The following is a 25,032-nucleotide window of genomic DNA, read 5'->3' as shown; positions in this document are numbered from 1 at the left end:
CCCCAGCCGACGACCGTCAATCCGACGGTCAGCCCAGGGTAACCAAAAATGACCTTCCGGTAACAGACCGGAATTCTGGTCAGCCGACGACGGCGAGTGGACTCGGCACCGGGTCGCCGGCCGTCCCGGGGGCCGCAGCCGCCGGGTCGCCGCCCAGCTCAACCACCCTGTTGTCGGCGTCCACGTGGACCACCCGGGGGCGGTACGTCCGGGCCTCCGCGTCGTCCATCTGACCGTAGGAGATCAGGATCACCAGGTCCTGCGGGTGCACCAGGTGCGCCGCCGCGCCGTTGATGCCGATCACGCCGCTGCCCCGCTCACCGGGGATCACGTACGTCTCCAGCCGGGCCCCGTTGGTCACGTCCACGATCGCCACCTGCTCGCCCGGGAGCAGGTCGGCGGCGTCGAGCAGATCCTGGTCCACCGTCACCGAACCGACGTAGTGCAGGTCGGCCTGGGTCACCGTCGCCCGGTGGATCTTCGACTTGAGCATGGTGCGGAGCATCGTGGTGCCTCTCGACAGGTGGTGTGCGTGGTCAGGATCGGGGGGCGAGGTCGATGGCCAGGTTGTCGATCAGCCGGGTGCCGCCCACCCAGGCCGCGATCAGCAGCCGGGCCGGCCCGGTGACCGGCCCCGGCTCCAGATCCGGATCGGTGAGCACCAGGTAGTCCAGCCGCACGCCCGCCGTCCCGCCCAGCGCCCGGTTGGCGGCCGACAGCACCTCACCGGCGTCGGCACCCCGCTCGGCGGCCTCCGCACCGACGCGCAGCGCGGCGGACAGCCCCAACGCAGCCTGCCGCTCGTCCGCCGACAGGTAGCGGTTGCGGCTGGACAGGGCCAGCCCGTCCGGCTCCCGGACGGTGGGCACGCCGACCACCTCCACCGGCACGTCCAGGTCCCGGGCCATCCGGCGGACCAGGGTCAGCTGCTGGTAGTCCTTCTCCCCGAAGAAGGTGAGGTCGGGCCGGGTGAGCTGGAGCAGCTTCAACACCACGGTCAGCACCCCGTGGAAGAAGCCGGGCCGGCTCTGCCCCTCCAGATCCTCACCGAGCTGCCCCGGGTTCACCCGGACCGCGGGCTGCCCGTCCGGGTACATGTCCGCCACGGACGGGGCGAAGACCAGGTCCGCACCGGCCCGCCGGCACACCTCCAGGTCGGTGTCGAGGGTGCGCGGGTACCTGTCGAAGTCCTCGTTCGGGCCGAACTGCAACGGGTTCACGAAGATCGTCACCAGCACGTGGTCGGCCCGCTCCCGGGCGGCCCGGATCAGCGTCTCGTGCCCCGGGTGCAGCGCACCCATCGTCATCACCACGCCGACCGTGCCGGTCAGCCCGGCCCGCGCCTTCGCCAGCTCCGCCCGGGTGTGCACCAGCTCCGTCATTGCTCAGCCCTCCTTCGCCTGCCGGGCCCACGGCACCCGGTTCACGCCGCCACCTCGCGGTGGACGCCTGCCAGCACGTCGAGCAGGGACTCGGCGTCGACCGGGCGCAGCCGGCCCGCCGCGATCGCCCGGTCCGCGCTCCGTCGGGCCAACGCCAGGTAGGGGGCGACGGATTCCGGCGCGGTCTGCGCCAGCCGGACCAGGTGCCGTCGTACGGTGCCCGCGTCGCCGCGCGACACCGGGCCGGTGAGCGCGTCGTCACCGAGCCGCAGGGCGTTCTCCAACGCCGCCCGCAGCAGCGGGGCCAGCACCTTCTCCGGCTGGGTCACCCCGGCGTCCCGCAGCCGGTCGGCCGCCTCGTTGACCAGGGTCACCAGATGGTTGGCGCCGTGTGCCAGCGCCGCATGGTAGAGCACCCGGTCGGTCTCCCCCACCCACTCCGGCACCCCGCCCAGGTCGGCGACGAGCCGGGCCGCCGCCGCCCGCAGCTCCGCCGGGGCGGTCACCCCGAAGGAGATCCCGGCCAGCCGGGACAGGTCGTCAGGCGTACCGGTGAAGGTCATCGCGGGGTGCAGGGCCAGCGGCCGGGCACCCACGGCGGCGGCCGGGGCCAGCACGGCCAGCCCGTGCGCGCCGGAGGTGTGCGCGACCACCTGGCCGGGGTGCAGCGCCCCGGTGTCGGCCAGCCCGGCGACCACACCGGCCAGCGCGTCGTCGGGGACGGCGAGCAGCAGCAGGTCGGTGGCCTCCCGGGCGACCGAGGTGGCCGACCTGATCTCGGCGTCCGGCAGGAGCAGCGCGATCCGGGCCCGGGTCGCCCCGGAGACGCCGGAGGCGGCCACCACCCGGTGCCCGGCGGCGACCAGCGCCGCGCCGAGCACGGCCCCCACCCGGCCGGCACCGACCACACCGACGGTGAGCTGCGCGGGAAGGACGAACGGGACACCGGTTCCGACGGGGCCCTGCGGTACGGCGACGCCGGGGGCAGCCGGACGCGGGCGCAGCGGTGCGCTCATGGCAACGATCCAGTCCTCGAAGGGGGTACCGGTCGAGGGCAAGTATGCGCCGGGGGCAGGGAACCCGAACAAGGATGTGTGAAAACGTTCACCGACCGCCGGCACCGGGCGCCCCGGTGGCGGCCGGGGGCCCGGTGTGGCAACTCACCGCCGTCCGGCCAGGAACCCGGCGTCGACGAACTTGACGTTGCTGTCCGGGCGTACCCCGTCGTCCCCGTCCGGCGTCGTCGGGGTGTTGCGGCCGTCCTGCACCACCAGCAGCCCGCCGGGGAAGCCCGGCAGCGGCGTGGCCGTCACCGCCGCCCCGTCGCACTCCTGCGCGCCGTCGAACCGGCCGTCGACCACCGCGAACCGCCCGGTCGGCCGGTTGGTGACCCGGTCGTAGGTGAAGAACGTGTCGTCGCCCTGGCTGGACACGACGAGGGTGCCCGCGTACCGGCCGGTGCGCATGATCGTCAGGCCCTCCACGTCCTGGGCGATCCGCCCGCCGAAGCCCGGGTCGGCGGTGTGGTCGGTGACGCAGTCGTCGGCCGCCGGGTCGAAGACCGCCGGGACGCCGTACTCGCGGACCCGCTCCACCGACCGGGGTACGCCCACGAACCGGCCACCGACCAGTCGGGTCCGCCACAGGCCGACCTTCTCCTGCGCCAGGTACACCACGCCGGTGGCCGGGTCCACCACCGTCCCCTCCACCTGCGGGCCGTCCCCCGGGTCGGTGCACGGCGACCAGGCGGAGCCGTCCGGCAGGGTGAACGTCGACGGCAGCACCAGCCGCCCCACCGGCCGGTAGCTGACCCGCCCGGCCTGCTCCACCAGCCGGAACACCCCCACCTCAGGGGTGCTGCGCCGGCTCACCACCGCGTACGCGGCCCCGTCCCGGTCGGTGAACGTGCCCAACCCGTACGCGGTGCGCTGGGTGTTCACCTCCGCCTGGTCCCGGCTGAACGCGAACGGCGGCTGCGGCGCGGTCACGTCGACCAGCCGCCGCGACACCGGGTCGATCCGGTAGAACCGGAGCTGGTCCCGCCCCCGGTCGGTGACCACCGCCAGGTCGACCGGCCGGCCCGCCAACCGGAAGCCGCTGACCAGGTCGACGTTGTTGAACCGGCCCGCCTCGTCGTCCGGACCGGGGGCCGGCGGGGTGGCCATCGCCTGCCGCTCCCGGGCCCTCAGGTCGTACACCCGCAGGCCGCCGTTCTTGGCGGTGACGATCACCAGGCTGCCGGCCCGGTCGGTCGGGTGCACCCAGATCGCCGGATCGTCGGCGTCGGCGTCGCCACCGGCGGCGTCGTCGAACAGGGCGGGGGTCTCGGCCACCGCCCGGACCGCACGCGGCGCGTCGTGGCGGGCGGGCGCGGCGGCGGCACCGGTGGTCGTCACCAGCAGCGGTACGACCGCCAGCGCGGGGATCACGATTCGTCTCATGCCCGCAGACCGTAGGGTCGGCACGGTGACGGACCCTGAACACGGGATGAACGCGATTCGCTGGCGGGACGCCATGGCAGCCGCCCTCTACGGGCCGCACGGCTTCTTCGTCTCCGGTTCCGGCCCGGCCGACCACTTCCGGACCAGCGTGCACGCCTCCCCGGCGTTCGCGGCGGCGGTGTTCCGGCTCGTGTCCCGCCTGGACGCCGCCCTCGGCTTCCCCACCCCATTCGACGTGGTGGACGTCGGTGCCGGCCGGGGTGAGTTGCTGCGCGCCCTGGCCGCCCTCGCCCACGGCTCGGCGGGGCCCGACGCGGCTACGACGCCGCTGTCTGACCGCCTGCGCCTCACGGCCGTGGAACTGGCCCCCCGCCCGACGGACCTGCCGCCCGCCATCGCCTGGACGACCGAGCCCCCGGGGGCAATCACCGGTCTGCTAACCGCCACCGAATGGCTGGACAACGTCCCCCTGGACGTGGCCGTCCCCACCGTCACCGGCTGGCGCTACCACCTGGTGGACCCGAGCACCGGCGAGGAAACCCCAGGCCCCCCACTGACCCCCGAGGACCTCACCTGGCTGACCACCTGGCACCCCACCCCACCCCAAACCCCCACCCCACCCCCCGCACCCCCACCCCCCGCGACCGCCCCGGTGATCAAGAGGTTTGCGTCAACGGAAGGGCCCGAAGCTGACGCAAACCTCTTGATCACCGGGGCGGTCGCGGGGGTGGAGGCGGAGCGGGCCTGGGTGGGGCGGGTGGAGGTGGGCAGCGGGCGGGATCTCGCCTGGGGTGGAGTGGTCGGGCGGGTGCGGCGGGGGGTGGCATTGGCCGTGGACTACGGGCACCTGCGCGAGCGGCGGCCGGTGGGCGGAACGTTGACCGGATACCGGAACGGACGGCAGGTCCCTCCGGTGCCGGACGGGTCGTGCGACATCACCGCGCACGTCGCCGTGGACTCCGTCGCCGCCGCCGGTGCACAGGTCGCCGGGTGTGCGTACACGTTGCTGTCGCAGCGGGAGGCGTTGCGGGCGCTCGGGGCCGACGGCGGCCGACCGGCGCTGAGCCTGGCCGGCACCGACCCGGCCGGCTACGTGCGGGCGCTCGCCGCGGCGTCGGCGGCGGCGGAGCTGACCGACCCGGCCGGACTCGGCGGGCATTACTGGCTGCTCCAGCCGGTCGGCGTCGCCGTCGATGCGCTCATGGCACGATGACCGGCATGACCACGGACACCGGTGAACTGCGCGAGCTGACCGTCGGCACCGGGGCCGGCGGGGAACAGCTCGGCACCGACATGGTGCTCAACATCGGCCCGCAGCACCCCTCCACGCACGGCGTGCTGCGCCTCAAACTGGTGCTCGACGGGGAACGGGTAGTCGCCGCCGAACCGATCGTCGGATACATGCACCGGGGCGCGGAGAAACTGTTCGAGGTGCGCGACTACCGGCAGATCATCGTGCTGGCCAACCGGCACGACTGGCTGTCGGCGTTCTCCAACGAGCTGGGCGTGGTGCTCGCCGTCGAACGGCTGATGGGCATGGAGGTGCCCGAGCGGGCCACCTGGCTGCGGATGGCGCTGGCCGAGCTGAACCGGGTGCTCAACCACCTGATGTTCCTCGGCTCCTACCCGCTGGAGATCGGCGCGATCACCCCGGTCTTCTACGCGTTCCGGGAACGGGAGACCATCCAGGCGGTGATGGAGGAGGTCTCCGGCGGCCGGATCCACTACATGTTCAACCGGGTCGGCGGGCTCAAGGAGGAGGTCCCCGCCGGCTGGACCGGACGGGCCCGCGCCGCCATCGGCGAGGTCCGCCGCCGGATGCCCGACCTGGACCACCTGATCCGGCGCAACGAGATCTTCCTGGCCCGTACCGTCGGGGTGGGGGTGCTGTCGGCCGCCGACGCCGCCGCGTTCGGGGCGTCCGGGCCGGTCGCCCGCGCCTCCGGGCTCGACCTCGACCTGCGCCGCGACGACCCCTACCTGGCGTACGACCAGCTCGACGTGCCGGTGGTCACCCGGACCGCCGGGGACTGCCACGCCCGCTTCGAGGTGCTCCTCGACCAGGTGTACGCCTCCCTCGACCTCGCCGAGCAGTGCCTGGACCGGGTCGACCGGCTCACCGGCCCGGTGAACACCCGACTGCCCAAGGTGGTCAAGGCCCCCGAGGGGCACACCTACGCCTGGACGGAGAACCCGCTCGGGATCAACGGCTACTACCTGGTGTCGCGGGGCGAGAAGACCCCGTGGCGGCTCAAGCTGCGCACCGCGTCGTACGCCAACGTGCAGGCGCTGGCCACCCTGCTCCCCGGCTGCCTGGTGCCCGACCTGATCGCCATTCTCGGCTCGATGTTCTTCGTGGTCGGCGACATCGACAAGTGAACCGCCACTGACCCTGCCGTCGGCGGTGCACCCCGGCGGTCAGCGCCAGTGGCCGCCCGCGCGGGGGACGTCGTCCTGCGGCGGGTAGCCGTACCGCTGCCCGCCCGCCCACTGCTGGTGCTCGCGCGGCTCGGGCTCGGGCTCGGGGTCGCGCCACGACACCACCGGCTCCCGGTCCCGCCACTGCTCGGCGCGCTGCCCCTCCCACCGCCGGTCGTCGGCACGCGCCGGCCACTCACGAGCGGGCTGCGGCTCGGCGCGGGCCGGCCACTGCCCGTCCGGCCGGTCCGGTGCCGGTGGGGTCACGTGGTCCGGCCACTGTTCGGCCGGCCGGTGGCTGCGCGCCGGCTCCCGCCACTGCTGCGGCACCGGCACCCCGCCAGCCGGCAGCGCGGGACGGTCGGCCTGCTCCGGCCGAGCACCACCCCACCGGTCGCCGGTGGGTTCCGTCCCGTCCCGGTACGGCTCCTCCTGCCGCACCGAGGCCCACCGGTCCGAGTAGTGGTAGCCGCCGTCGGCGCGCGCCTCCGCGCGGCGCTCCCCGACCCGTACCTCCCGGGCCCGTCCCTCGTCGCGCACCTCGGCCCAGCGGTCACCGGCCCGCGCCGCACGGGCCGGCGGATCGGCCCGGTCCTGCGCCCGGCGGTCACCGGCGCGCGACTCGGCACGGCCCTCCGCCCAGTCGGACCGGCCCCCCGCCGACCAGGCACCCGCCTCCCCGCCAGCCGCCGACCACTCCGGCCGGACCGGCTCGGGCCGGTCGTCGCCCGGGGTCGACCACCCGGGGCCGGGAGCGGCCGGCGGCGACCAGCCGGTGCCGGCGGCGCTCGGCCAGGCCCGGTCGTCAGGGGACGCCTGACGGGTCGCCCGGGAACGGTCCTCCGGTCGGGCCGACCAGCCCCGGCCGGTCGGCTCGGCCGGCGTCGACCAGGAACGCTCCGGCTCCCCACCGGCCCAGGACGACTCGTCCCCGCCCGAGGCCCACCGGCCGGCGTACCCGCCGCCGTAGCCGCCGGCCGGGTCGGGGCCGTCGACGACGGTGTGCCGGGTGGTCACGTGCACGGTCTCGGTGTGCCGCACCACCCCGAGCGGACGGGACGTCGACTCGGCGGCGGGCACCCCGCCGCGCGGCTCCCGGGTGGCCGCCCCGTACACCCCGGCCTGCCCGGTCGGACGCTCCGGGGCGTAGCGGCGGCCGGTCGGTTCGGCGGCCTCCCGATCGGCCGGGACCCGCCCCCGACCCGCCGCGACCGGCGCGGAACTCTCCGGGTGTTCCCAGTCCGACAGGGGCTCCTCGACGGCGGCCCGTCGCCGGCCCACCGGGGCCTCCGGTGCCGGCTCGGCGGCCGGGACCCGGGCCCGGCCCGCACCGGCGACGGAATCCTCGGCGGGCGGGGCGGCGACGGCGGCAGCCAGCTCGGCCGCCGTGTCCAACCGGCGACGCAACGCGGTGACCTGCTCCTCGGCCCGCTGCGACTGGTCCAGCGCCTGGTTGCCGCGCTGGGCGGCGGCCACGATCTCGCTGCGCAGCTCGCGGCGGAGCTGCTCCAACTCGTCGAGCACCGTCTCGTCGGACGACCGGACACCGCCGTCGGCACGCAACGCGATGGACAGGCCGATCAGCACCACGGCGGTGATGGCCAGCACCGCGGCGAAGCGCAGCGGGCCGTTGCCGTCGGCGAACAGCAGGATCAGCGCGGCGATCGGCGCGAACGCCACCCCGATCCAGAACAGTACGGTCAGTAGTTGCGGCCTGCGCTTCTCGGAGACGACCGGGGAGGGCATGGCTGTGCAGCCTACCGAGATGTAGGCGGAGTGGGAACGGTCCCAGGGCAGAATTGCCCCGATCTCAGCCGGTACGGTCGGCGCGACCGGATCACTGCGGACCAGCATCCCGCCTGGTCAGCGGGGCACGAACAGCCCGTTGCGGGGCAGGCCCGGTCGCGGTCGGGACCAGCCGACCGCGACCGGGATCACGCTCAGCTGGTGGCGAGCGCGCCGTCGGACGAGAAGACCAGTCCGACGCTGGCGGTGCCGGTCTTCAGGGCGTTCTTGGTCTGCGGGCCGCCGGCGTCCAGCGAGCTGAACGAACCGGCCTTGAAATCGTAGACCTCCACCAGACCGGCCTGGCACTTCGGCCGCTGCGGGCACTCCGGCGGGCCGGCCAGCACGGTGTCCTTGCCGGAGCACTTGGCCGCCAGGTCGGAGAGGGTCTTCAGGGCGTACTTGTCGGCGAACGCCTTGGTGACGGCGAAGGCGTTCTGGTCCTGCGCCGAGGACGGGGTGCCGAACGTGATGCCCGCCTTGTCGCCCTCGGACTTCAACGCGCTGACCGTCTTGTCCAGCTCCGGCGAGGAGACCGGGGTGGCGTCCTTGCCGTTGGCCTTGGTGTTGAGGAACTCGGCCATGGTCGCCGCGTACTCGGGGACGACCTGGATCTCGCCCTTCTCCAGGCTCGGCTCGTACAGCTCGCGGTTGCCGATCTGCTGCACCTTGACCTGGTAACCGGCTGCGGTCAGGGCGATGTTGTACAGCTCGGCCAGGGTCTGGCTCTCGGAGAAGTTGCCCGCGCCGACGACGATCTGCCCGCCCGGGCCCTTGGCGATGCCGGTGGTCAGCCCGTTGGCCGAGGCGAACTCCTCGGCCGCCGCCTTCGGCGTCTTGCGGTCCACGTCGACCGCCTTGTTGAGGGCGATCAGCTTCGGCGTGTCCAGCGCGGCGGAGACCTTGTCCAGCGCGGCGAGCAGCTGCGGGTTGGCCACCTTGGCGTTGACCGCCGGGATGATGTTGTCGGTGTTCTGGAGCTTCTTGTCGTCGTCGAGAACGACGAGCTGGTCACCGGCGACCGGGGCGCAGCCAGCACCGCTGGCACCCTGCTCCGGGGCGTCGGTGCCGGACGAACCGGCGTCCCCACACCCGGTCAACAGACCCGCCAGGGTCAGGGCGCCCACCGCGCCCACCGCCAGCCGTGTCCGTACGCGCATCGTGCCCGCCTTCCGTGTCCCGGCGCGACCCGGAGTGGGCCGGCCGCGTATCCGACGGGCGACGGCCGCCGCCCGCGGGTTCAGCCAATATCCTTCCGGACCGACCGACAAACCCTGAGCCAGTTTCGTCATGTGATCGTCACGGAACGGGATCAGTTCCCCGCCGTGGCGTCCGCCGCCCGTCGGTTCGCCGCCCGCCGGGTACGCCGCAGCGGTCGCGGGGTCACCGCCCGCTCGACCAGCGCCAGCACCCCCTCCGCCGCCAACGCCAACCCCGCCACCAGCACCCCGCCGGCGATGATCTGCCCGCCACCGGCCGCGATGTCCAGCCCGAAACCGGCCCGGATGATCTGGCCCAGCCCGCCGCCGTTGACGAACGAGGCCAACGCCGCCGTCGCCACCACCTGCACGGCGGCCGTCCGGAACCCGGCGGCCAGGTACGGCACCGCCAGCGGCAACTCCACCCGGCGCAACACCTGCCACCCGGACAACCCCATCCCGCGCGCCGCGTCCCGGGCCTCCGGGTCGGCCTGCCGCACCCCGGTGTACGCGTTCGCCAGCAGTGGTGGCACCGCGAACACGGCCAGCGCGACCACCACCGCCGGTCGCCCGAAGCCGAGGAAGGTCAGCGGCAGGATGGTGAGCAGCGCCAGGGTGGGAATGGACAGGGTCAGGTTGGAGATCAGCACGACCGCGCCGCCGCCGCGCCCAGAGTGCCCCAGCCAGAGGCCGACCGGCCAGGCCACCAGGCAGCCCAGCAGCACCGCCGCGGCGGACATGCTCAGGTGCTCCCCGATCCGGTCCAGCACCCCACCGGGGTTGGTCCAGTTGAGCGGGTCGTTGAGCCAGACCACCGCCTGCTGCACCGGGTTCACCGGGTCTGCCTTTCGCTCGTGACTGCGGGGCTCACCGGATCGGCCCCCTGGTCGTGACTGCGGGGCTCCGCCGCGCCGCGCTCATCGGGGGCGGCTCCGCAGCCAGGGGGTGAGCAGGCGGCCCACGCCCGCCAGGATCAGGTCCAGCACCAGGGCGAGCAGGACGCAGAGCAGGGTGCCGGTCATGATCTGCGCCTTGTAGAAGTTGTTCTGGAAGCCGGCGAAGATCAGCTGCCCCAGGCCACCCCGGCCGATCACCACCCCGACGGTGACCAGCGCGACGGTGGAGACCGTGGCGAGGCGTACCCCGGTGAGGATGCCGGGCAGGGCCAGCGGCAGGTCGATCCGGAACAGCCGGGCCCACCGCCCGTACCCCATGCCCTCGGCGGCGTCACGCACCTCGGGGGGCACCTGGTTCAGCCCGGCCACCGCGTTGCGGACGATCACCAGCAGCGCGTACAGCACCACCACCGTCAGCACGGTCACCGCCCCGATGCCCAGGTAGGGGGCGATGAACGCGAACAGGGCCAGGGAGGGGATCGTGTAGAGCACGCCGGTCAGTGCGAGAATCGGCCCGGCGAGACGCCCGTACCAGTAGGCCACCACCGCCAGCGGCAGGGCGACCAGGGCGGCGAGCAGCACCGCCCGGCCGGTCAGCGAGGCGTGCTCGCGCAGCGCGGCGAGAATGGTGTCAGAGTTGTCCCGCACGTACTGCCAGGAGAACCACGGATTACCCGGCTCGGCCCGGTAACTCAGGTGGAAGGACACACGTGGACGTTACCCCCGGGGGCACCGGCGACGCAGGACACAGCGCCGCCTCGATCACGCTCGACGGCATCCGCAAGCGGTACCCCGACGGCACCGACGCCGTCCGCGAGCTGAGCCTGGAGGTGCCGGCCGGCGAGCTCGTGGTGCTGATCGGCCCGTCCGGCTGCGGCAAGTCGACGGTGCTGCGGATGGTGAACCGGCTGATCGAGCCGACCGGCGGCCGGATCCTGCTCGGCGACGAGGACATCACCCGGGTCGACCCGGTGAAACTGCGCCGACGGATCGGCTACGTCATCCAGAACGTCGGCCTGTTCCCGCACCAGACGGTCGCCACCAACGTCGGCACCGTACCCCGGCTGCTCGGCTGGTCGAAGGAGCGGATCCGGCAGCGCAGCGGCGAACTGCTGGAGCTGGTCGGGTTGGACCCGGCCCAGTTCGGACGCCGCTACCCGCACGAACTGTCCGGCGGTCAGCGGCAGCGGGTCGGGGTGGCCCGCGCGCTGGCCGCCGACCCGGTGGTGCTGCTGATGGACGAGCCGTTCTCCGCCGTCGACCCGATCGTGCGGACCCGGTTGCAGGAGGAGTTCCTCCGGCTCCAGGCCGAGGTCCGCAAGACCATCGTGCTGGTCACCCACGACCTCGACGAGGCCGTCCGGCTCGGCGACCGGATCGCGGTGCTCTCCGAGGGCGGCCGACTGGAGCAGTACGACACCCCGGCGGCGCTGCTCGGCACGCCCGCCTCGCCGTTCGTGCGGGAGTTCGTCGGCGCGGACCGGGGCATCCGTCGGCTCGCGGTCACCCCGGTCACCCGCGAGGTGCTCGACGGGGAGGCCACCGACGCCACCCTGCCGGAACTACCGCTGGGCCGCTCGGCGTACGACGCGCTGGCCGCGATGCTGACCGCCGGCACCGACGCGGTCGTGGTCACCGCCGACGGCCGGCCGGCCGGCACGCTCAGCCGGGCCCGGGTGCTCGACCTCGGGCAGCCCGGCAGCTAGCCACCCGGCGGGTCAGGCCCGGCCGCCCAGGCTGGCCAGCCCGATGATCCAGCCGGCAAAGAAGCCGTAGCCGGCCCCGGTGCCGGTGGTCTCGAAGGCCGCCAGCAGCGGGCCGTCCGCGGTGAGCAGCGCCGCCAGCAGGGTCGCTGCCGCCGCCGCCAGGGTGTACGCGGCCCAACCGGAGAAGAACTGGCTGGCCGACCCGGGCACCCGGGCCACCTGACCCGCCGGCAGCAGGTAGAGCAGGCCCGCGGCGAACAGCAGCAGCAGGATGGCCCGCAGGTCGGTGGCGAGCACCCCGTGCTCCGGATCGGTCGACCCGACCCGCCAGGCGGGCCAGGCGAGCAGCCGCAGGTACCAGCCCCCGGCGGAGTTCGGATCGGTGTGGGCCTCGGCCCAGCCGACGTACCAGGGGCTGCCGCAGACGACGACGAGGATCAGCGCGGCGAGGCTGCCGGTGCCGGCGGCGGTGCCGTACCCCTGCACGGTGCGGGGGCGTTGGGTGAGGGCCATGCGGCGGGAAGTTCCCGACCCGCCACGGCCGGCAAACCTCTCCCGCCAGCCGGCGGGCCGGCCGCTCAGTGCTTCATCAGGTAGTCGATGAACGCCGCCCGCAGCAGTGGCGCCGACTCCTCGTAGCCGTGCCCGGTCAGCTCCCGCCACAGCGCCGCCGCCTCGTCGATGGTCGGCCCCACCGAGTTGGGTGCCCCGTCGAGCGCGGCGGCCTCGTCGGCGTTGGGCAGGTGCCGCAGCACCGACCAGAAGAACCCGACGTCCCGCCGTTCCCGGGCCCGCGCGAAGGCCCGCTCGCGCAGCTCCTCGGTGGAGAGGGCGTCGAGCTGGTCGAAGGTGTGGCCGGTGCCGGCGGAAGGAGTCTCGGTCATGCCCGCGAGCCTAACCGGCGAGATCGTCGCCGGCCCGCCGTCCACGCCCGCCCACGGCAGCGGCCGGCGGCGTGTCGGTTGGCCGGGTCACCGCTCGTCGGCGTCCCAGCGGGGCGGGGCGCTCTGCCAGCGGGGTGCCTCCCAGGGGTCGGGCGGGGTGTCGTCGGTCGTCCGCTCCGGCAGGGCCGGGGTCCAGTTGCGCTCCTGCCCGCCCGGGGGCATCGACCAACCGGAGCTGATCGCCCCGTCCCGCACCGGCGGCAGCTCCACCGGTTCACCCGGGACGGTGCGGGGCCGACCGTACGTCTCGACCAGCCGGGTGACCAGCAGCCCACCGGCCAGTGCCGTCCCGCCGACTGCCCACCTGTCGGTCGGTGCGCCGGCACCGTCCGCCCAGGCCAGGTAGGTCACCACCAGGCCGACCGCGAGGAGGGCGCCGAAGATCCCACCCCGCCTGCCGTACGCGCTGGTGCCGCCGAACATGGACACGCCGACCGCGAGCACCGTCCAGTCCAGTCCCGACGTCGGCGTCACCGGGCCCTCCGCGTTGGCGGCGACGAGCACCCCGGCGAGCATCGCCAGCACGGTGGAGGCGATCAGCCCGGCCGAGGTCACCAGAGCGGCGGCCATGCCGCGTCGGCGGGCCGGGTCGGCCACCGGCCGGAACCGGCCGACCAGCCGGCGTACGGTCCGGATCGCGCCGAACGCGCCGAGCAGCACGACCACCCCGGCCAACCCGGCGAACAGGTAGTAGGCGTTGCGCCGGGGGTCGTAGTCGGCCTGCACCGCCACCGGTAGGTCCCGCCGTTCGATCCAGACGATCACCCCGGCGGCGGCGGCGAGGCTGGCCGCCCAGCCGGGCACGTGCAGCACCACCACCGCCCAGGCCAGGGCCAGCCCGCCCAGCGCGGCGACGACCAGGGCCGGGACGACCGCGGCGGACACCCCCCGGTCACCCTGCTCGGCGAAGTGCAACGCGGCGGCCAGCGCGACCGGGCCGATCGCCAGATTCACCGCGGCGGTCCGCAGGCTCAGCCCGGCGGCGAGGACGAGCAGGCCGAGCGCGACCGCGTCGACGAGCAGCCGCCGCAGGCCGGCACCGCGCAGCGCGTCCGGGTCGTCCCGCCACAGCAGGTAGGCCAACGCGGCGAGGGCGAGCAGCAGCACCAGCTCCCAGACCACGTGCACGCCGAGCCGGTCCCGGCCGGGTTCCCCCTGCTCCGGGTCGTCGAGGACGTTCTCGGGTACGGTCGCGGGCACCTCTGCCGACGCGGTCCGGCCCGGGTCGTCGTACACCATGCGGCGCGCCTCCCAGGTGACCGGCCGTCACCGGTGACGGCTGACTGTGTTCCGGTCGCCAGGCACCGTACCCGCGCGCCGGGGGCGGGCGTAACCCCTGTCAGCGCCGCCCGGGTCGGTCCGCCCGGTCGTCGGCGTCGTCGTCGGACTCGGGGACCCGGCAGGAGCGTTCGAGCCAGAGCGCGGCGGCGACCAGGGCCAGCGAGGCCAGGGCACCCGCCCCGGCCGCCGGCCGGTCCTCGATGGCGGCGTTGGTCGGCTCGACGAAGAGCCAGCCGGTCAGCCCGATGTAGAAGCCGAGGAAGATCGACCCGGCCAGCGCGGACGCCTTGGCCAGCACCACGAACCGGGCGACCAGCAGTGGATTGACCGGCTCCCGGCCGGGCTTGCGCTCGATCCGCCCCCGGGTGTTGACCGCCGCGTACGCCTCCAGCACGGCCAGCCCGGCCAGGGTGACCACCGGCAGCCAGGGCAGCCGGGGGATGCCGCTGTAGTAGAAGCTGCTGATCAGCAACCAGGCCACGGCGGCGGCGGCGAGCACGGCGACCAACAGGGTCGAGAACCGGGTGGGGCCCATCCTCGACCCGTCGGGCTCCCGGTCACGGGGCGGTCGGGACGGCGTCATACCGGCCGGCTCCACTGGTTCATGTGTCCGACTCTAACGAAAGATCGGGGCGGGGGGTCAGTTCGAGGGCGTCCCCGGCGACCGGTTCGGCGTTGAGCAGGTCGGTGAGCCAGCCGTGCCCGGCCAGCCGCCCGTGCGGGTCGATGTCGATCCACGGGCGGAGCACGAAGGCGCGCTGGTGGGCGCGGGGGTGCGGCAGGGTCAGCGCGGGGTCGTCGCTGAGCACCGGCCGGCCGCCGTCGTCCCAGACGGCGACGACGTCCACGTCGAGGGTGCGCGGCCCGTACCGGCGGGCCGGGTCGCGGACCCGGCCGGCGGCGGTCTCGGCGGCGTGCGCCCGCGCCAGCCAGTCGTCGGGGGTCGCCGCCGGGTCGGCGACCATGACCGCCGCGTTCAGGTACGCCGGCTGGTCGGCGTCGCCCCACGGGGGTGTCTCGTAGACGCCGGAGACCACCAGCACCGCGTCACCGAGACCGGCGACCGCGGCCCGCAGGTGGTCGATCCGGTCGCCGAGGTTGCTGCCGATCGACAGCACCGCCCGGGTCACCGGGTACGCCGCATCGTCACGGCCACGTCGGTGAACGTGTGCGGGATGGGGGCCTCGGGCTTGTGGACGGTGACGGTGGCGGCGACCACCAGCGGCTCGGCCAGGCAGACCGCGAGCAGCCGGTCGGCCAGCGTCTCGATCAGGTTGACCGGCTCGCCGGTGACCACCGCGACCAGCCGCTGCGCCAGCTCGCCGTAGTGCACGGTGTCGGTCACCTCGTCGGAGCGGGCGGCCGGGGCGAGGTCGAGTTCGAGTTCGGCGTCGACCACGAAGTCCTGGCCTTGGGCGCGTTCGAAGTCGTAGACGCCGTGCCGGCCCCGGGCCCGCAGTCCGGTCAGGACGATCCGGTCGGTCACGTTCCTCCCTCCGTCCGGCCGGTGGGGGCCGGGTCGTTGCCGGTGGTGGCGAGCCGGGGGCGGCCGGTGGCCGACCAGACGGCGAGCGCGTCGGTGGTGCCCCGGACGTCGTGCACGCGTACCCCCCAGGCGCCGGCGGCGACGGCGAGCACGCTGGTGGCGATGGTGGCGGCGGCCCGGCCGTCGGTGTCCCGGGGGGTGCCGTCGGGGGTGGCGAGCAGGTGGCCCAGGTAGGACTTGCGGCTGGCTCCGAAGAGCAGCGGCAGCCCGAGGTCGAGCAGTTCGGGCAGGCGGGCGCTGAGTTCCCAGTTGTGCGCGGCGGTCTTGGCGAAGCCGAGCCCGGGGTCGATCACCAGCCGGTCGGCGGCCACCCCGGCGGCCAGCGCGTCGTCGACCCGCTGGGCCAGTTCGGCCCGGACGTCGGTGACCACGTCGGTGTAGCTGGCCAGCTCGCGCATCCCCCCGGAGTGTCCCCGCCAGTGCATGAGCACCCAGGGGCAGCCGGCGTCGCGGACCACCCGGGCCATGTCGGGGTCGGCCAACCCGCCGGAGACGTCGTTGACCACGGCGGCCCCGGCGACGACGGCCGCCTCGGCGACCGGGGCGCGGGTGGTGTCGATGCTGACCGGCACCCCGGCGGCGGCGAGTTCGCGGATCACCGGCAGCACCCGGGACGCCTCGGTGCGGGGGTCGACCCGGTCGGCACCCGGGCGGGTGGACTCGCCCCCGACGTCGACCAGGTGCGCGCCCTCGCGGTGCAGTCGCACACCGTGTGCGACGGCGGCGTCGAGGTCGGCGTACCGGCCACCGTCGGAGAAGGAGTCGGGCGTGACGTTGAGGACGCCCATCACCACCGGGGCCTGCGCCCGTACCAGATCGGTCACGACTAGACGGTACCGGTCGCATCGGGCCGCTCCGGGCACCCCCACCGACCCCTCCACGGCCACCCTGACGTGCCTATTGGAACAGGTGTACGATCGGTCTTCCGGGTCGAATCGGGTCGACTCTTCGCGGCTTGTCGCAAAGGAGGGCGGCCCGTACGCTGTGGAATTGCCCAGCATCAAGAGATGGCGAAGCCTGGAGGGAGGGCCGAAGCGGGAAAATCCCCCCAAATCTCGCCACTCTCCGTGGTGGGAGACCCGCGCCGCGTCATCGACGCCGTGCACAGTGAGCACATTCCCGCCAGGCTTGCCTACTGCACCACCGCGGCACCGCCGGCCGCGTTATGGGGAGGTTCCAGTGATCGCCTTCGAGCTGATGGAGACGACGTCTTCCGGCGTCGCACAGGTGCTGCACACCCTGGCGACGACGCCACTCGCCGAACCGGCCCCCAAGGGCATCGACACCAACGGTGTCGTCACCTTCTTCGCCAGCAAGATCGCGCCCATCCTGCTCGCCGTACTCGGCGTCATCTTCATCGGCCGGGCCAGCCGGGGCGAGATCTCCAAGGTGCTGACCAGCTCGGCCATCGCGATCGTCGGGCTGGCCTTCATCGCCGGCGCGGCAACACTCTTCTTCATCGGTGACTACCTGATCGATCTGATCTTCGAATAGGCGCGGGCGAGACATGCGGCTGCGCACCGACGACGACATCTACCGGGCCCGCCTGGTCTACCTCGGGCCGCCCGGCTACACCCTTCCGGTCCACCTCCCGTACGCCCAGTACGGACTGTTCATGCTGCTCGTACCCCTCTACATGTTCATCCACTGGCTGTTCACGTTGCAGGTCGAGCTCTTTCCCGCCTGGGAAATCGCGCTCGCCATCGTGAGCACCTCGTTCATCTTCCGGTACGTCGACCCGGACCGGCCGGCGCGGATGGTCATCCGCACCGCGCTCACCGACTGGCGACGCACCCGGGAACCGGCCGCCGAACTGCGGGACCCCCGCCTGGTCGGCAGCCGGATCAGGATCCGGGAGGAACTGGCATGACGGGGCGTACCCGAATCGGGCAGTCGGACCACACGGGTGAGGCGGTCGAATGAGTCGCTCTTCCACGCCGGGTTTCCCGGCCGGACGACACAGCGCCCCGCACGGTAACCGTGCGCGGTCGTTCGACTACCCCCAGGAGGAGCTGCGGGACGACGAGCCGTACGACCCTTCCCTGCTCACCGGCCCGGGTCAGAGCGGTGTGGGGGTGTTCCAGGCCCCCCGGCCCAGCCCCGGCCGGGGCACCCCTGAGGCCGAGCCGGCGCCTGCCGCGCCGATGCTGGTGGGTGACGGCACCGACATCGACTCCCCCTTCCTCGACCTCTTCGGTGGCGGCCCCCGCCCCGGCACCGCCCCGTCGCCCGGCACCCCCGCACGCCGGGGTCCGGGCCGGGAGCAGCGCCCCGTACCGCACCAACCGAGCCCCGCGCCGACCCCGCCGCCGGCCATCGAGGCGCAGGCCCCCCCGGCGGCCATCGAGGCGGCCCCACCGGCCGGGCGCACCGCGCGCACCCGCGTCCCGCACCAGCAGGGCGACCGGTCGACGGCGGCCCCGACCGACGACCGCCGGGCCGAGGCACCACAGCGGCCACCGCGCCGGGTGCCCACCGACCTGTTCCCCAGGGACACCGGCGAACCGCTCACCGCGCGGGAGGCGGCCGAACGCGCCCGCCGGGAGGCCACCGAACGGGCCCGGGAGGCCACCGACCGCGCCCGGCGCGAGGCCGCCGAGCGGGCCCGCCGGGAAGCCGCCGCGCAGGCCGAACGCGAGGCCGCCGAGCAGGCCCGACGGGAGGCCGCCGAACAGGCCCGACGGGAGGCCGCCGAACAGGCGCGCCGGGACGCCGACGAGCAGATCCGACAGGACGTCGCCGAACAGGCCCGACGCGAGGCCGCCGAACAGGCCCGACGCGAAGCGGCGGAGCAGGCCCGGCGGGTCGCCGCGGATCAGGCCCGACGCGAGGCTGCCGAACAGGCGCGCCGGGAGAACGCCGGGTCGGTCCGACGCGACGCGACGCTGACCGCCCGGCCCCGGCCCACCCCGGTGGCGCCCACCCCCGGCTGGCCGGAAACGCCCGAACCGGCCTGGCCGGAGGACGTCGCCCCCGGCTGGCCGGAGCCGGCCGAACCGATCCGGGCGGAGGCCGTGATCGCCCCGACCGGCGCGCTGGCCGCCGAACCGGCCCGGCCCGCACCCGTCGACGCCGACCGGATCGCGCCGGCGGACTCCGGCCCCCGGGAACTGGCCACGCCCCGGGAACGCGCGGCGAGCCGCCGTACCGCGGCGACCAAACCGGTCCGGGTACGCCCACCGAAGATCAAGTTCGGGGACCGGGACCCGTCGATCGAACTGGCCATCACCGAGATCGCCGGGCACCTCACGTTCACCCCCAACACGGTCACCGCCTGGTACTGGCTCCCCGAGGTGCGGTGGGCGTTCCGCCCGGACGCCGAACGCGAGGCGCTGCTCTCCGCGATCTCCGAGCAGTACGCCGGCCTGGCCGGCTTCCGGCTGCACCTGCGCCGCACCACCAGGCCGTTCCCCGCCGACGAGTGGGCCCGCACCATCGACGCGCACACCGCGTCGCCGCTGCCCGACGTCCCCGGCACGCCGGGCTGGGCCGACCACCTGGTCGCCGCCCAGCAGCACCTGATGTCGGTCAACCACGCCGAGGGGCAGACCTACCTGGGGGTCACCTTCGCCCGTCGTTCCCTCGGCGACTCCCTCACCGAACGCCTGCTGCGCGCCTTCGGCAAGGGCACCGCCGACGGCGAACGCCGCAAGCTGGGTCGTACCGTCGAGCAGTTCGACGAGGTGCTGGGCAGCTTCGGCATGCGGGGCAGGCGGGTCACCGCGCAGGAGCTGGAATGGCTGCTCTACCGCTCGGTGGCGCTGTGCATGGCCCCGCCCGGTGCGCTCTCCCCGGTGACCAACGGCCGGTGGGAACGCGGCGACCTGCTCGCCCTCACCGAACAGGTCGAGCGGTACCGCACCCCGTACGGCACCACCGTCAAGCTGGTCAACCGGATGACCGGTGAGGAACGGCACGTGGCCGTGCTCGCGGTCGGCCGGATGGAGCCGCTGGAGATCCCCGAACGGCACGAGCCGTGGCTGCACTTCCACGAACGGCTGCCCTGGCCGATGGAGATCTCCACCAGGGTCGACATCCTCGGCTCCGGCGACTCCTTCCGTAACCTCGAACACCGGCTGCGGATGATCCGGTCGCAGCAGCTCGACTACGCCGAGCACGGCATCGACGCCCCGCCCGAGCTGGAACGGCTCGCCAAGCGGGCGCTGGTGATCGGCGACGAGATGACCACCGGGCTACCGGTCGACTCCGCCCGGGCACACGGCTGGCACCGGATCGCCGTGGGCGGCCGGACCCGCGAGGAGTGCATGGAACGGGCCCGCCGGCTCATCCAGCTCTACTCCCGGGAACTGCGCATCTCCCTGCAACACCCGAAGAACCAGGACTGGCTGGCCCGGGAGTTCATCCCCGGCGAACCGATCGCCAACACCGGGTACGTCCGCCGGATGCCGGTGCCGCTGCTGGCCGCCGCGCTCCCCCAGGCGGCGTCGACCGTCGGCGACCGCCGGGGCGACCTGATCGGGCGTACCGCCGGGACCTGCCGTCGGCCGGTCTTCCTCGACCTGCACTTCCCGATGGAGGTACGCGAGCGCTCCGGGCTCGCCGTCTTCGTCGCCGAACCCGGTGGTGGCAAGTCGACCCTGCTCGGCGCGCTCGGCTACCTGGCCGCCCGGCGGGGCGTGCAGGTCACCCTGCTCGACCCGTCCGGTCCGCTGGCCCGGCTCTGCGCCATGCCGGAGCTCAAGCCGTACGCCCGGGTGCTCAACCTGACCGGTTCGGAGCCGGGGACGCTGGCCCCGTACGCGCTCATCCCCACCCCGCTGCGCAGCGAGTTCACCTCCGGGGCGGCGGGCGACCGGGAGTTCGAGATCGCCGTCTCCAACGCCCGGGCCGAACGACGCATGCTGGTCCAGGACATCTGCATGATGCTGGTGCCGCCGCAGGTCGCCCGGGAGGCGTCCACCGCCACCCTGTTCCGACACGCGGTACGCCAGGTGCCGGCCGAGGAGACGTCCACCCTGGACGATGTGGTCGCCTGCCTGCAAGGGCTCGACGACGACGCCGGTCGGGAACTGGCCCACCTGCTGCTCGACACCGCCGAGATGCCGCTGGCCATGCTCTTCTTCGGCCGCCCGCCGGAGGGGCTGCTCGGTGCGGGCGCGGCGCTCACCGTGATCACCATGGCCGGCCTTCGCCTGCCCGACCTCAAGATCGAACGCGAGTACTGGTCGGCCGAGGAGGCATTGGCCCTGCCGATGCTGCACACCGCGCACCGGCTCGCCGTCCGCCGCTGCTACGGCGGGTCGATGTCCTCGCGCAAACTCGTCGGCCTGGACGAGGCGCACTTCATGGAGGGCTGGCGCTCCGGCCGGTCCTTCCTGGTCCGCCTCGCCCGGGACTCCCGCAAGTGGAACCTCGCCGCCCTGGTCGCCTCGCAGAACCCGAAGGACATCCTCGGCCTCGACGTCCAGAACCTCGTCTCCACCGTCTTCGTCGGCCGCATCGCCGAGGACACCGAGATCGCCTCCGAGGCGCTCCGGCTGCTCCGGGTGCCGGTCGACGACGGCTACGAGGCCACCCTGGCCTCCCTGTCCGCCGTCGACACCACCTCCGCCACCCGGCTCGGCTTCCGCGAGTTCGTCATGCGGGACGTGGACGGCCGGGTGCAGAAGGTCCGGGTCGACGTGTCGTACGTCGAGGGGCTGCTGGATCACCTCGACACCACCCCCGCCGCGGTCGCCCAGGCCGCCGGGATACTGCCGACCGTCCTGGCTGATCTGGAGGCGTGACAATGGCGAGGGCCCGGGCACGGATCACGGCGCTCCTCCTCGCACTCGGCGTACTCGCCGGTGCCACGATCGCCTGGCCGGTGGTCGGGGCCACACCGGCGTACGCCCGTACCCCCGTGACGGCACAGGCGGCCGCCGACCTCTGCACCACCAAGGAGTGGCAGGCCGACTTCCGCGCCTGCGTCAAGAAGCTCAAGCAGGTCAGCGAGACGGAGGTGGACTGCCGCAAGCCGCCGGTGCCCTCGGCCCCGGACTCCGGCCTGGCCGGATGGTTCGCCTCCCGCCCCGACTCGTCGAAGCTTCCCGGGCCGAAGGGCCTCTACAGCGACTACGGCTACGGCGGCTACAGCTTCAACACGTACGACGTGGAGGGAGGCTGTGCCTCCACCGTCCTCCATCCGGACTACAAGTTCACCACCACCGTCGCCAACGGTGAACTGATGATGGCCACCGCCGTGGTGGGTGCCTCGAACGCGCTGCGTGAACGCGCCTGGGACCCCCAGTCGATGTGGAACTGGGCCGATCCGTTGGTGGAGAAGGCGACCAAGGCCGTCTACCAGAAGGTGTTCAGCGTCTTCGGCATCGTGACGCTCTGTGTGGTGGGCCTCTACCTGCTCTGGCGTTCCCGCCAGTCGGACATGAGCAACGCAATGACCACCGCGGGCTGGGCCCTGCTGGTGATGGTCGCGGTGACGGCCCTGGCCGCCTGGCCGGTGAAGTCCGCCAACATTGCCGACGGCACCCTCATCACCTCCCTGGGCGTCGTCCACGACGCAATCGGTCCGGCAGCACGAGACACACCGGCGGACCAGTGCGACGATCCGAATCCTGATGCGTGCAAGGACAGTCGCCCCCCGGCCGTCCGCGCCAGTGACACCGCCACCGAATCGATGTTGTACCGCAACTGGCTGCGCGGGGTGCTGGGCTCGGCGGACAGCGAGACGGCCAAGAAGTACGGGGCGGCCCTCTACGACGCGAAGGCGCTCTCCTGGGAGGAGGCCGAGAAGCTCCGGGAGAATCCCGCCACCCGCGACGCCACCATCAAGGCCAAGCAGCAGCAGTGGATGACGGTCGCCGAGCAGATCAAGTCCGAGGATCCTGAGGCATACGAGTATCTCCAGGGCAGCCGCGACATGGACCGGATCGGTTCCGGGTTCATCGCGGTCCTCGCCGCGTTGCTCTTCGCCATGTTCGACCTCACCGCCTCGCTGCTGGTGCTGCTCGGATTCATGATCTTCCGGTGGGCGGTGATCGCCGCACCGATCCTGGGCACGATAGGCCTGCTCCGCCCCGCCAGTGCAGGGCTGCGGCGGCTGGCGAACGCCGTGGTCGCTGCTGTGTTCAACATCGCCATCTTCGGCACCGGAGCGGCGATCTACCTGTTCGCCGTCGACCTGATCATGAGCACCCCGACCCTGCCGGGCTGGCTCCAGGTGGTGCTGGTCTGGCTCTGCGGTGTGGTCGGTTGGCTGCTGCTCCGGCCCTACCGGAGGATCACCCAGCTCGGTGGCAAGGACAGCAGTGAGGCGGTCGGCTCGGCCGGGTCGTGGCACCGCCGGTTCTTCCGGGACATGCGCGTCGCCGCCCGACTCGACGTGGCCGAGCCGGGCGGTACGGCCGAGCCGAAGCTCACCCGGGGGCGCGGGGCCGCGCTGGAACCGGCCACCCTACGTCCTGAGGCCCGGCGGGAGGACCCCAGCCACTCGACGGTCAGCGCGCCGGCGCAGCGGGAACGCCCGGATGGACGTGAACGCGCCGACGAGACCGAGGCGAAGCCCCCGACGCGGGAGAACAGCCGGCCCACGGCTGCACTCCGCCCACGACGTCGTCCGGCGAGCTGGACCGAGCCGGACGTGCCGGAGGAGACCCCGTCCTTCGTGGTCTACCGACCCGACTCCGCCACGCCGGCACCGACGCCCGTGAAGCCCAGCCCCCGTATACGCTCCGAGGCCAGGTGACGCGATGCGGCGAGCAGTCGAACTCCTCTTCACCCGACTCATCCGGTCACGGCTCGGCGTCGCGCTCGTGATCGCCGTGCTGGTGCTCGGGGTGATCGGTACGGCCCGCCTGGTGTCCGGCCCTGGTGACCTCACAGCGGGACTCAGCAGCCGCCCCCGGGAACCGATCACCACTGTCGATCCGGAGGAGGGGGATGACGGGGTCATCGCCACCCCGGTCCCGGAGTCACCGCATACCCGGCCCGGTGAGTTGACCCCCGAGCAGACGGCCACCCGGTTCACCACCGCGTGGCTGGGCGGGTCCACCACCACCGCGGAGCAGTGGCAGGCGGACCTACGGCCGATGTCGACGCCGGAACTCACCGAGAAGTTGACAGGTGCCGACCCTGCCGGAGTTCCTGCCGTCAAAATTGCCGGCACCCCGACACTGCGTCCACGGACGGCGGTCTTCACGGAGGTTCTGGTTCCGTTGGAGGGCGGCCAGCTACGGCTGGAACTGGTTGCCCCCGACGGCCGCTGGTTGGTGGACGCCGTGGACTGGGAGCGGGAATGACTGCCGAACTGTCACCGACCGCTGCCCCACGCCGCCGCGTCCGGGTGGGTGCCGTCGCCGCCGCGCTGACCGGCGCTCTCGCGTTGCTCTGCTGCGGCGGCGGCAGTGCCGCGTTCTTCCTGACCAACCTCGGCGGCGACCAGGAGTCCCTGGTGTCGAACGAGCAGCAGTGCGAGGACGAGCACCGGGTCAACGTCACCGGCAAGATGCCCCGGATGTCCGCGTACGGGGCCAGTCAGCTGCGTAATGCGGCAGTCATCATCAAGGTCGGACAGGATATGAAGGTGCCACCCCGGGGCTGGGTGATCGCGGTGGCCACGGCGATGCAGGAGTCGGCGCTGCGCAACCTGTCCAACAGCACCGTCGCAGGCTCTCGCGGCATCCCGAACGAGGGGGTCGGCTCCGACCACGACTCCCTCGGTCTCTTTCAGCAGCGGGCCGGCTGGGGCAGCGTCACGCAACGGATGAGCCCCGACTATGCGGCCCGCAAATTCTACGAGAAACTGGTGAAGATCGACGGTTGGGAGCGGATGCCCCTGACCCGGGCCGCGCAGAAGGTGCAGATCAGCGCCTACCCCGACGCGTACGCCAAGCATGAGGACGTCGCCAGTCAGATCGTCAACGCGCTCGCCGGCGGGGCTGCCCGGACGGTCCAGATCGCCGAGCAGGCGGTGTGCGACCGGGCCGCCGCGCGGACCATCGCCGCTTCGGGCTGGACCGCACCGATCGACGGCGGGGTCGGCTCCGGCTTCCGCACGGCCAGCCGACCGCGACACAACGGCGTGGACATCGGCGCCCGCAAGCGAACCGAGATCCATGCCGCTGCCACCGGCCGGGTGCTGGTGGCCCGCTGCGATCCGGACCACAGCGGAAATCGCAGCTGTGACGTCGACGGTTTCCCCGGCAAGGGGGGGTGCGGATGGTTCGTCGACATCCTGCACGCCGGCGGCTTCGTCACCCGGTACTGCCACATGATCGAAAAGCCCCGGGTGGCCCCCGGACAACTCGTCAAGGCCGGGGAGGTGATCGGGCTGGTCGGAAGCAGTGGCAACTCCTCCGGTCCGCACCTGCACTTCGAGGTGCACATCGACAGCAACCGCAGCTTCTCCGGCGGGATCAACCCGGTCCCGTTCATGCGGCAGCGCGGTGCCCCGCTGAACGGTTCGGCATGAGGCC

Annotated in this window: 23 protein-coding genes and 1 pseudogene; 9 read left to right on the top strand and 15 right to left on the bottom strand. The window is 73.4% G+C overall.

Annotated elements, in window-relative coordinates; all coding sequences use genetic code 11:
* Nucleotides 1-79 precede the first annotated feature (79 nt).
* From panD to ACWCHM_RS31380, 4 genes are all read right to left on the bottom strand, one after another.
* Nucleotides 80-505 carry an aspartate 1-decarboxylase gene (panD, locus tag ACWCHM_RS31395; RefSeq protein WP_204957468.1) on the bottom strand — a complete coding sequence of 142 codons (426 nt, stop codon included), beginning with the start codon at nucleotides 503-505 and terminating at the stop codon, nucleotides 80-82.
* A 31-nt stretch (nucleotides 506-536) separates the two neighbouring features.
* On the bottom strand, nucleotides 537-1,382 hold the full coding sequence (panC, locus tag ACWCHM_RS31390) for a pantoate--beta-alanine ligase (protein WP_281902339.1): 846 nt from the start codon (nucleotides 1,380-1,382) through the stop codon (nucleotides 537-539).
* Nucleotides 1,383-1,423: 41 nt separating this feature from the next.
* On the bottom strand, nucleotides 1,424-2,398 hold the full coding sequence (locus ACWCHM_RS31385) for a Rossmann-like and DUF2520 domain-containing protein (protein WP_454221001.1): 975 nt from the start codon (nucleotides 2,396-2,398) through the stop codon (nucleotides 1,424-1,426).
* A 144-nt stretch (nucleotides 2,399-2,542) separates the two neighbouring features.
* On the bottom strand, nucleotides 2,543-3,823 hold the full coding sequence (locus ACWCHM_RS31380; protein WP_454220999.1) for a phytase: 1,281 nt from the start codon (nucleotides 3,821-3,823) through the stop codon (nucleotides 2,543-2,545).
* Between the two features lie 46 nt (nucleotides 3,824-3,869).
* On the opposite strand from ACWCHM_RS31380, the gene ACWCHM_RS31375 reads away from it, so the two are divergent.
* Together ACWCHM_RS31375 and ACWCHM_RS31370 are read left to right on the top strand one after the other, a co-directional pair.
* Nucleotides 3,870-5,036, top strand: coding sequence for an SAM-dependent methyltransferase (locus tag ACWCHM_RS31375; protein ID WP_454223231.1), 1,167 nt, complete (start codon nucleotides 3,870-3,872; stop codon nucleotides 5,034-5,036).
* On the top strand, nucleotides 5,033-6,202 hold the full coding sequence (locus ACWCHM_RS31370; RefSeq protein ID WP_454220998.1) for an NADH-quinone oxidoreductase subunit D: 1,170 nt from the start codon (nucleotides 5,033-5,035) through the stop codon (nucleotides 6,200-6,202). The genes ACWCHM_RS31375 and ACWCHM_RS31370 overlap by 4 nt, the downstream gene beginning before the upstream one ends.
* 39 nt (nucleotides 6,203-6,241) lie before the next feature.
* Here the strand turns inward: ACWCHM_RS31370 and ACWCHM_RS31365 are convergent, their stop codons facing one another.
* From ACWCHM_RS31365 to ACWCHM_RS31350, 4 genes are all read right to left on the bottom strand, one after another.
* Entirely contained in the window at nucleotides 6,242-7,987 is a 1,746-nt protein-coding gene (locus ACWCHM_RS31365) for a hypothetical protein (RefSeq protein WP_454220997.1), read from the bottom strand.
* Between the two features lie 194 nt (nucleotides 7,988-8,181).
* Nucleotides 8,182-9,186 (bottom strand): glycine betaine ABC transporter substrate-binding protein, encoded by a 1,005-nt coding sequence (locus tag ACWCHM_RS31360; RefSeq protein ID WP_281902328.1) that lies wholly within the window; start codon nucleotides 9,184-9,186, stop codon nucleotides 8,182-8,184.
* 152 nt (nucleotides 9,187-9,338) lie between these two features.
* Nucleotides 9,339-10,061 carry an ABC transporter permease gene (locus ACWCHM_RS31355; protein WP_204957461.1) on the bottom strand — a complete coding sequence of 241 codons (723 nt, stop codon included), beginning with the start codon at nucleotides 10,059-10,061 and terminating at the stop codon, nucleotides 9,339-9,341.
* An 81-nt stretch (nucleotides 10,062-10,142) separates the two neighbouring features.
* On the bottom strand, nucleotides 10,143-10,829 hold the full coding sequence (locus ACWCHM_RS31350; RefSeq protein WP_204957460.1) for an ABC transporter permease: 687 nt from the start codon (nucleotides 10,827-10,829) through the stop codon (nucleotides 10,143-10,145).
* A gap of 2 nt (nucleotides 10,830-10,831) precedes the next feature.
* Here ACWCHM_RS31350 and ACWCHM_RS31345 point away from each other — a divergent pair, with 2 nt between their 5' ends.
* On the top strand, nucleotides 10,832-11,827 hold the full coding sequence (locus tag ACWCHM_RS31345) for an ABC transporter ATP-binding protein (protein ID WP_454220995.1): 996 nt from the start codon (nucleotides 10,832-10,834) through the stop codon (nucleotides 11,825-11,827).
* A gap of 12 nt (nucleotides 11,828-11,839) precedes the next feature.
* Here ACWCHM_RS31345 and ACWCHM_RS31340 read toward each other — a convergent pair whose 3' ends face one another.
* The 7 genes from ACWCHM_RS31340 to folP form a co-directional block, all read right to left on the bottom strand.
* On the bottom strand, nucleotides 11,840-12,340 hold the full coding sequence (locus tag ACWCHM_RS31340; protein WP_204957458.1) for a hypothetical protein: 501 nt from the start codon (nucleotides 12,338-12,340) through the stop codon (nucleotides 11,840-11,842).
* 65 nt (nucleotides 12,341-12,405) lie between these two features.
* Nucleotides 12,406-12,711 carry a hypothetical protein gene (locus tag ACWCHM_RS31335; protein ID WP_088643875.1) on the bottom strand — a complete coding sequence of 102 codons (306 nt, stop codon included), beginning with the start codon at nucleotides 12,709-12,711 and terminating at the stop codon, nucleotides 12,406-12,408.
* A gap of 87 nt (nucleotides 12,712-12,798) precedes the next feature.
* On the bottom strand, nucleotides 12,799-14,010 hold the full coding sequence (locus ACWCHM_RS31330; protein ID WP_204957457.1) for an ABC transporter permease: 1,212 nt from the start codon (nucleotides 14,008-14,010) through the stop codon (nucleotides 12,799-12,801).
* Nucleotides 14,011-14,110: 100 nt separating this feature from the next.
* Nucleotides 14,111-14,587, bottom strand: a complete 477-nt coding sequence (locus ACWCHM_RS31325) for a DUF3180 domain-containing protein (protein ID WP_454220993.1) — start codon at nucleotides 14,585-14,587, stop codon at nucleotides 14,111-14,113.
* 67 nt (nucleotides 14,588-14,654) lie between these two features.
* Nucleotides 14,655-15,182 carry a 2-amino-4-hydroxy-6-hydroxymethyldihydropteridine diphosphokinase gene (folK, locus tag ACWCHM_RS31320; protein ID WP_204957455.1) on the bottom strand — a complete coding sequence of 176 codons (528 nt, stop codon included), beginning with the start codon at nucleotides 15,180-15,182 and terminating at the stop codon, nucleotides 14,655-14,657.
* Nucleotides 15,179-15,538, bottom strand: coding sequence for a dihydroneopterin aldolase (gene folB / locus ACWCHM_RS31315; RefSeq protein ID WP_454220991.1), 360 nt, complete (start codon nucleotides 15,536-15,538; stop codon nucleotides 15,179-15,181). Before folB ends, folK begins: the two co-directional genes overlap by 4 nt.
* A complete protein-coding gene (gene folP, locus ACWCHM_RS31310) occupies nucleotides 15,535-16,422 on the bottom strand; it encodes a dihydropteroate synthase (RefSeq protein WP_454220990.1) in 888 nt (295 codons plus the stop codon). Before folP ends, folB begins: the two co-directional genes overlap by 4 nt.
* A 355-nt stretch (nucleotides 16,423-16,777) precedes the next feature.
* On the opposite strand from folP, the gene ACWCHM_RS31305 reads away from it, so the two are divergent.
* The 6 genes and pseudogenes from ACWCHM_RS31305 to ACWCHM_RS31280 all read left to right on the top strand — a co-directional run bounded on the left by ACWCHM_RS31305 (nucleotide 16,778) and on the right by ACWCHM_RS31280 (nucleotide 25,028).
* Nucleotides 16,778-17,092, top strand: a complete 315-nt coding sequence (locus ACWCHM_RS31305; RefSeq protein WP_088643869.1) for a hypothetical protein — start codon at nucleotides 16,778-16,780, stop codon at nucleotides 17,090-17,092.
* A 13-nt stretch (nucleotides 17,093-17,105) separates the two neighbouring features.
* Nucleotides 17,106-17,468, top strand: a complete 363-nt coding sequence (locus ACWCHM_RS31300) for a hypothetical protein (protein ID WP_067302246.1) — start codon at nucleotides 17,106-17,108, stop codon at nucleotides 17,466-17,468.
* Between the two features lie 1,273 nt (nucleotides 17,469-18,741).
* Nucleotides 18,742-21,345: pseudogene (locus tag ACWCHM_RS31295) on the top strand (ATP-binding protein); the annotation flags it as partial.
* A gap of 2 nt (nucleotides 21,346-21,347) precedes the next feature.
* Nucleotides 21,348-23,303: an MFS transporter gene (locus tag ACWCHM_RS31290; protein WP_454220989.1), complete on the top strand. Its 1,956-nt coding sequence runs from the start codon at nucleotides 21,348-21,350 to the stop codon at nucleotides 23,301-23,303.
* Nucleotides 23,304-23,307: 4 nt separating this feature from the next.
* A complete protein-coding gene (locus ACWCHM_RS31285; RefSeq protein ID WP_454220988.1) occupies nucleotides 23,308-23,856 on the top strand; it encodes a hypothetical protein in 549 nt (182 codons plus the stop codon).
* 8 nt (nucleotides 23,857-23,864) lie between these two features.
* On the top strand, nucleotides 23,865-25,028 hold the full coding sequence (locus ACWCHM_RS31280) for a M23 family metallopeptidase (RefSeq protein ID WP_374760100.1): 1,164 nt from the start codon (nucleotides 23,865-23,867) through the stop codon (nucleotides 25,026-25,028).
* The last annotated feature ends 4 nt before the right edge of the window (nucleotides 25,029-25,032 follow it).

It is taken from the genome of Micromonospora sp. SCSIO 07396 (assembly GCF_053667945.1).
The sequence above is the reverse complement of the archived record's forward strand: the minus strand, read 5'-3'. Positions and strand labels throughout refer to the sequence as shown.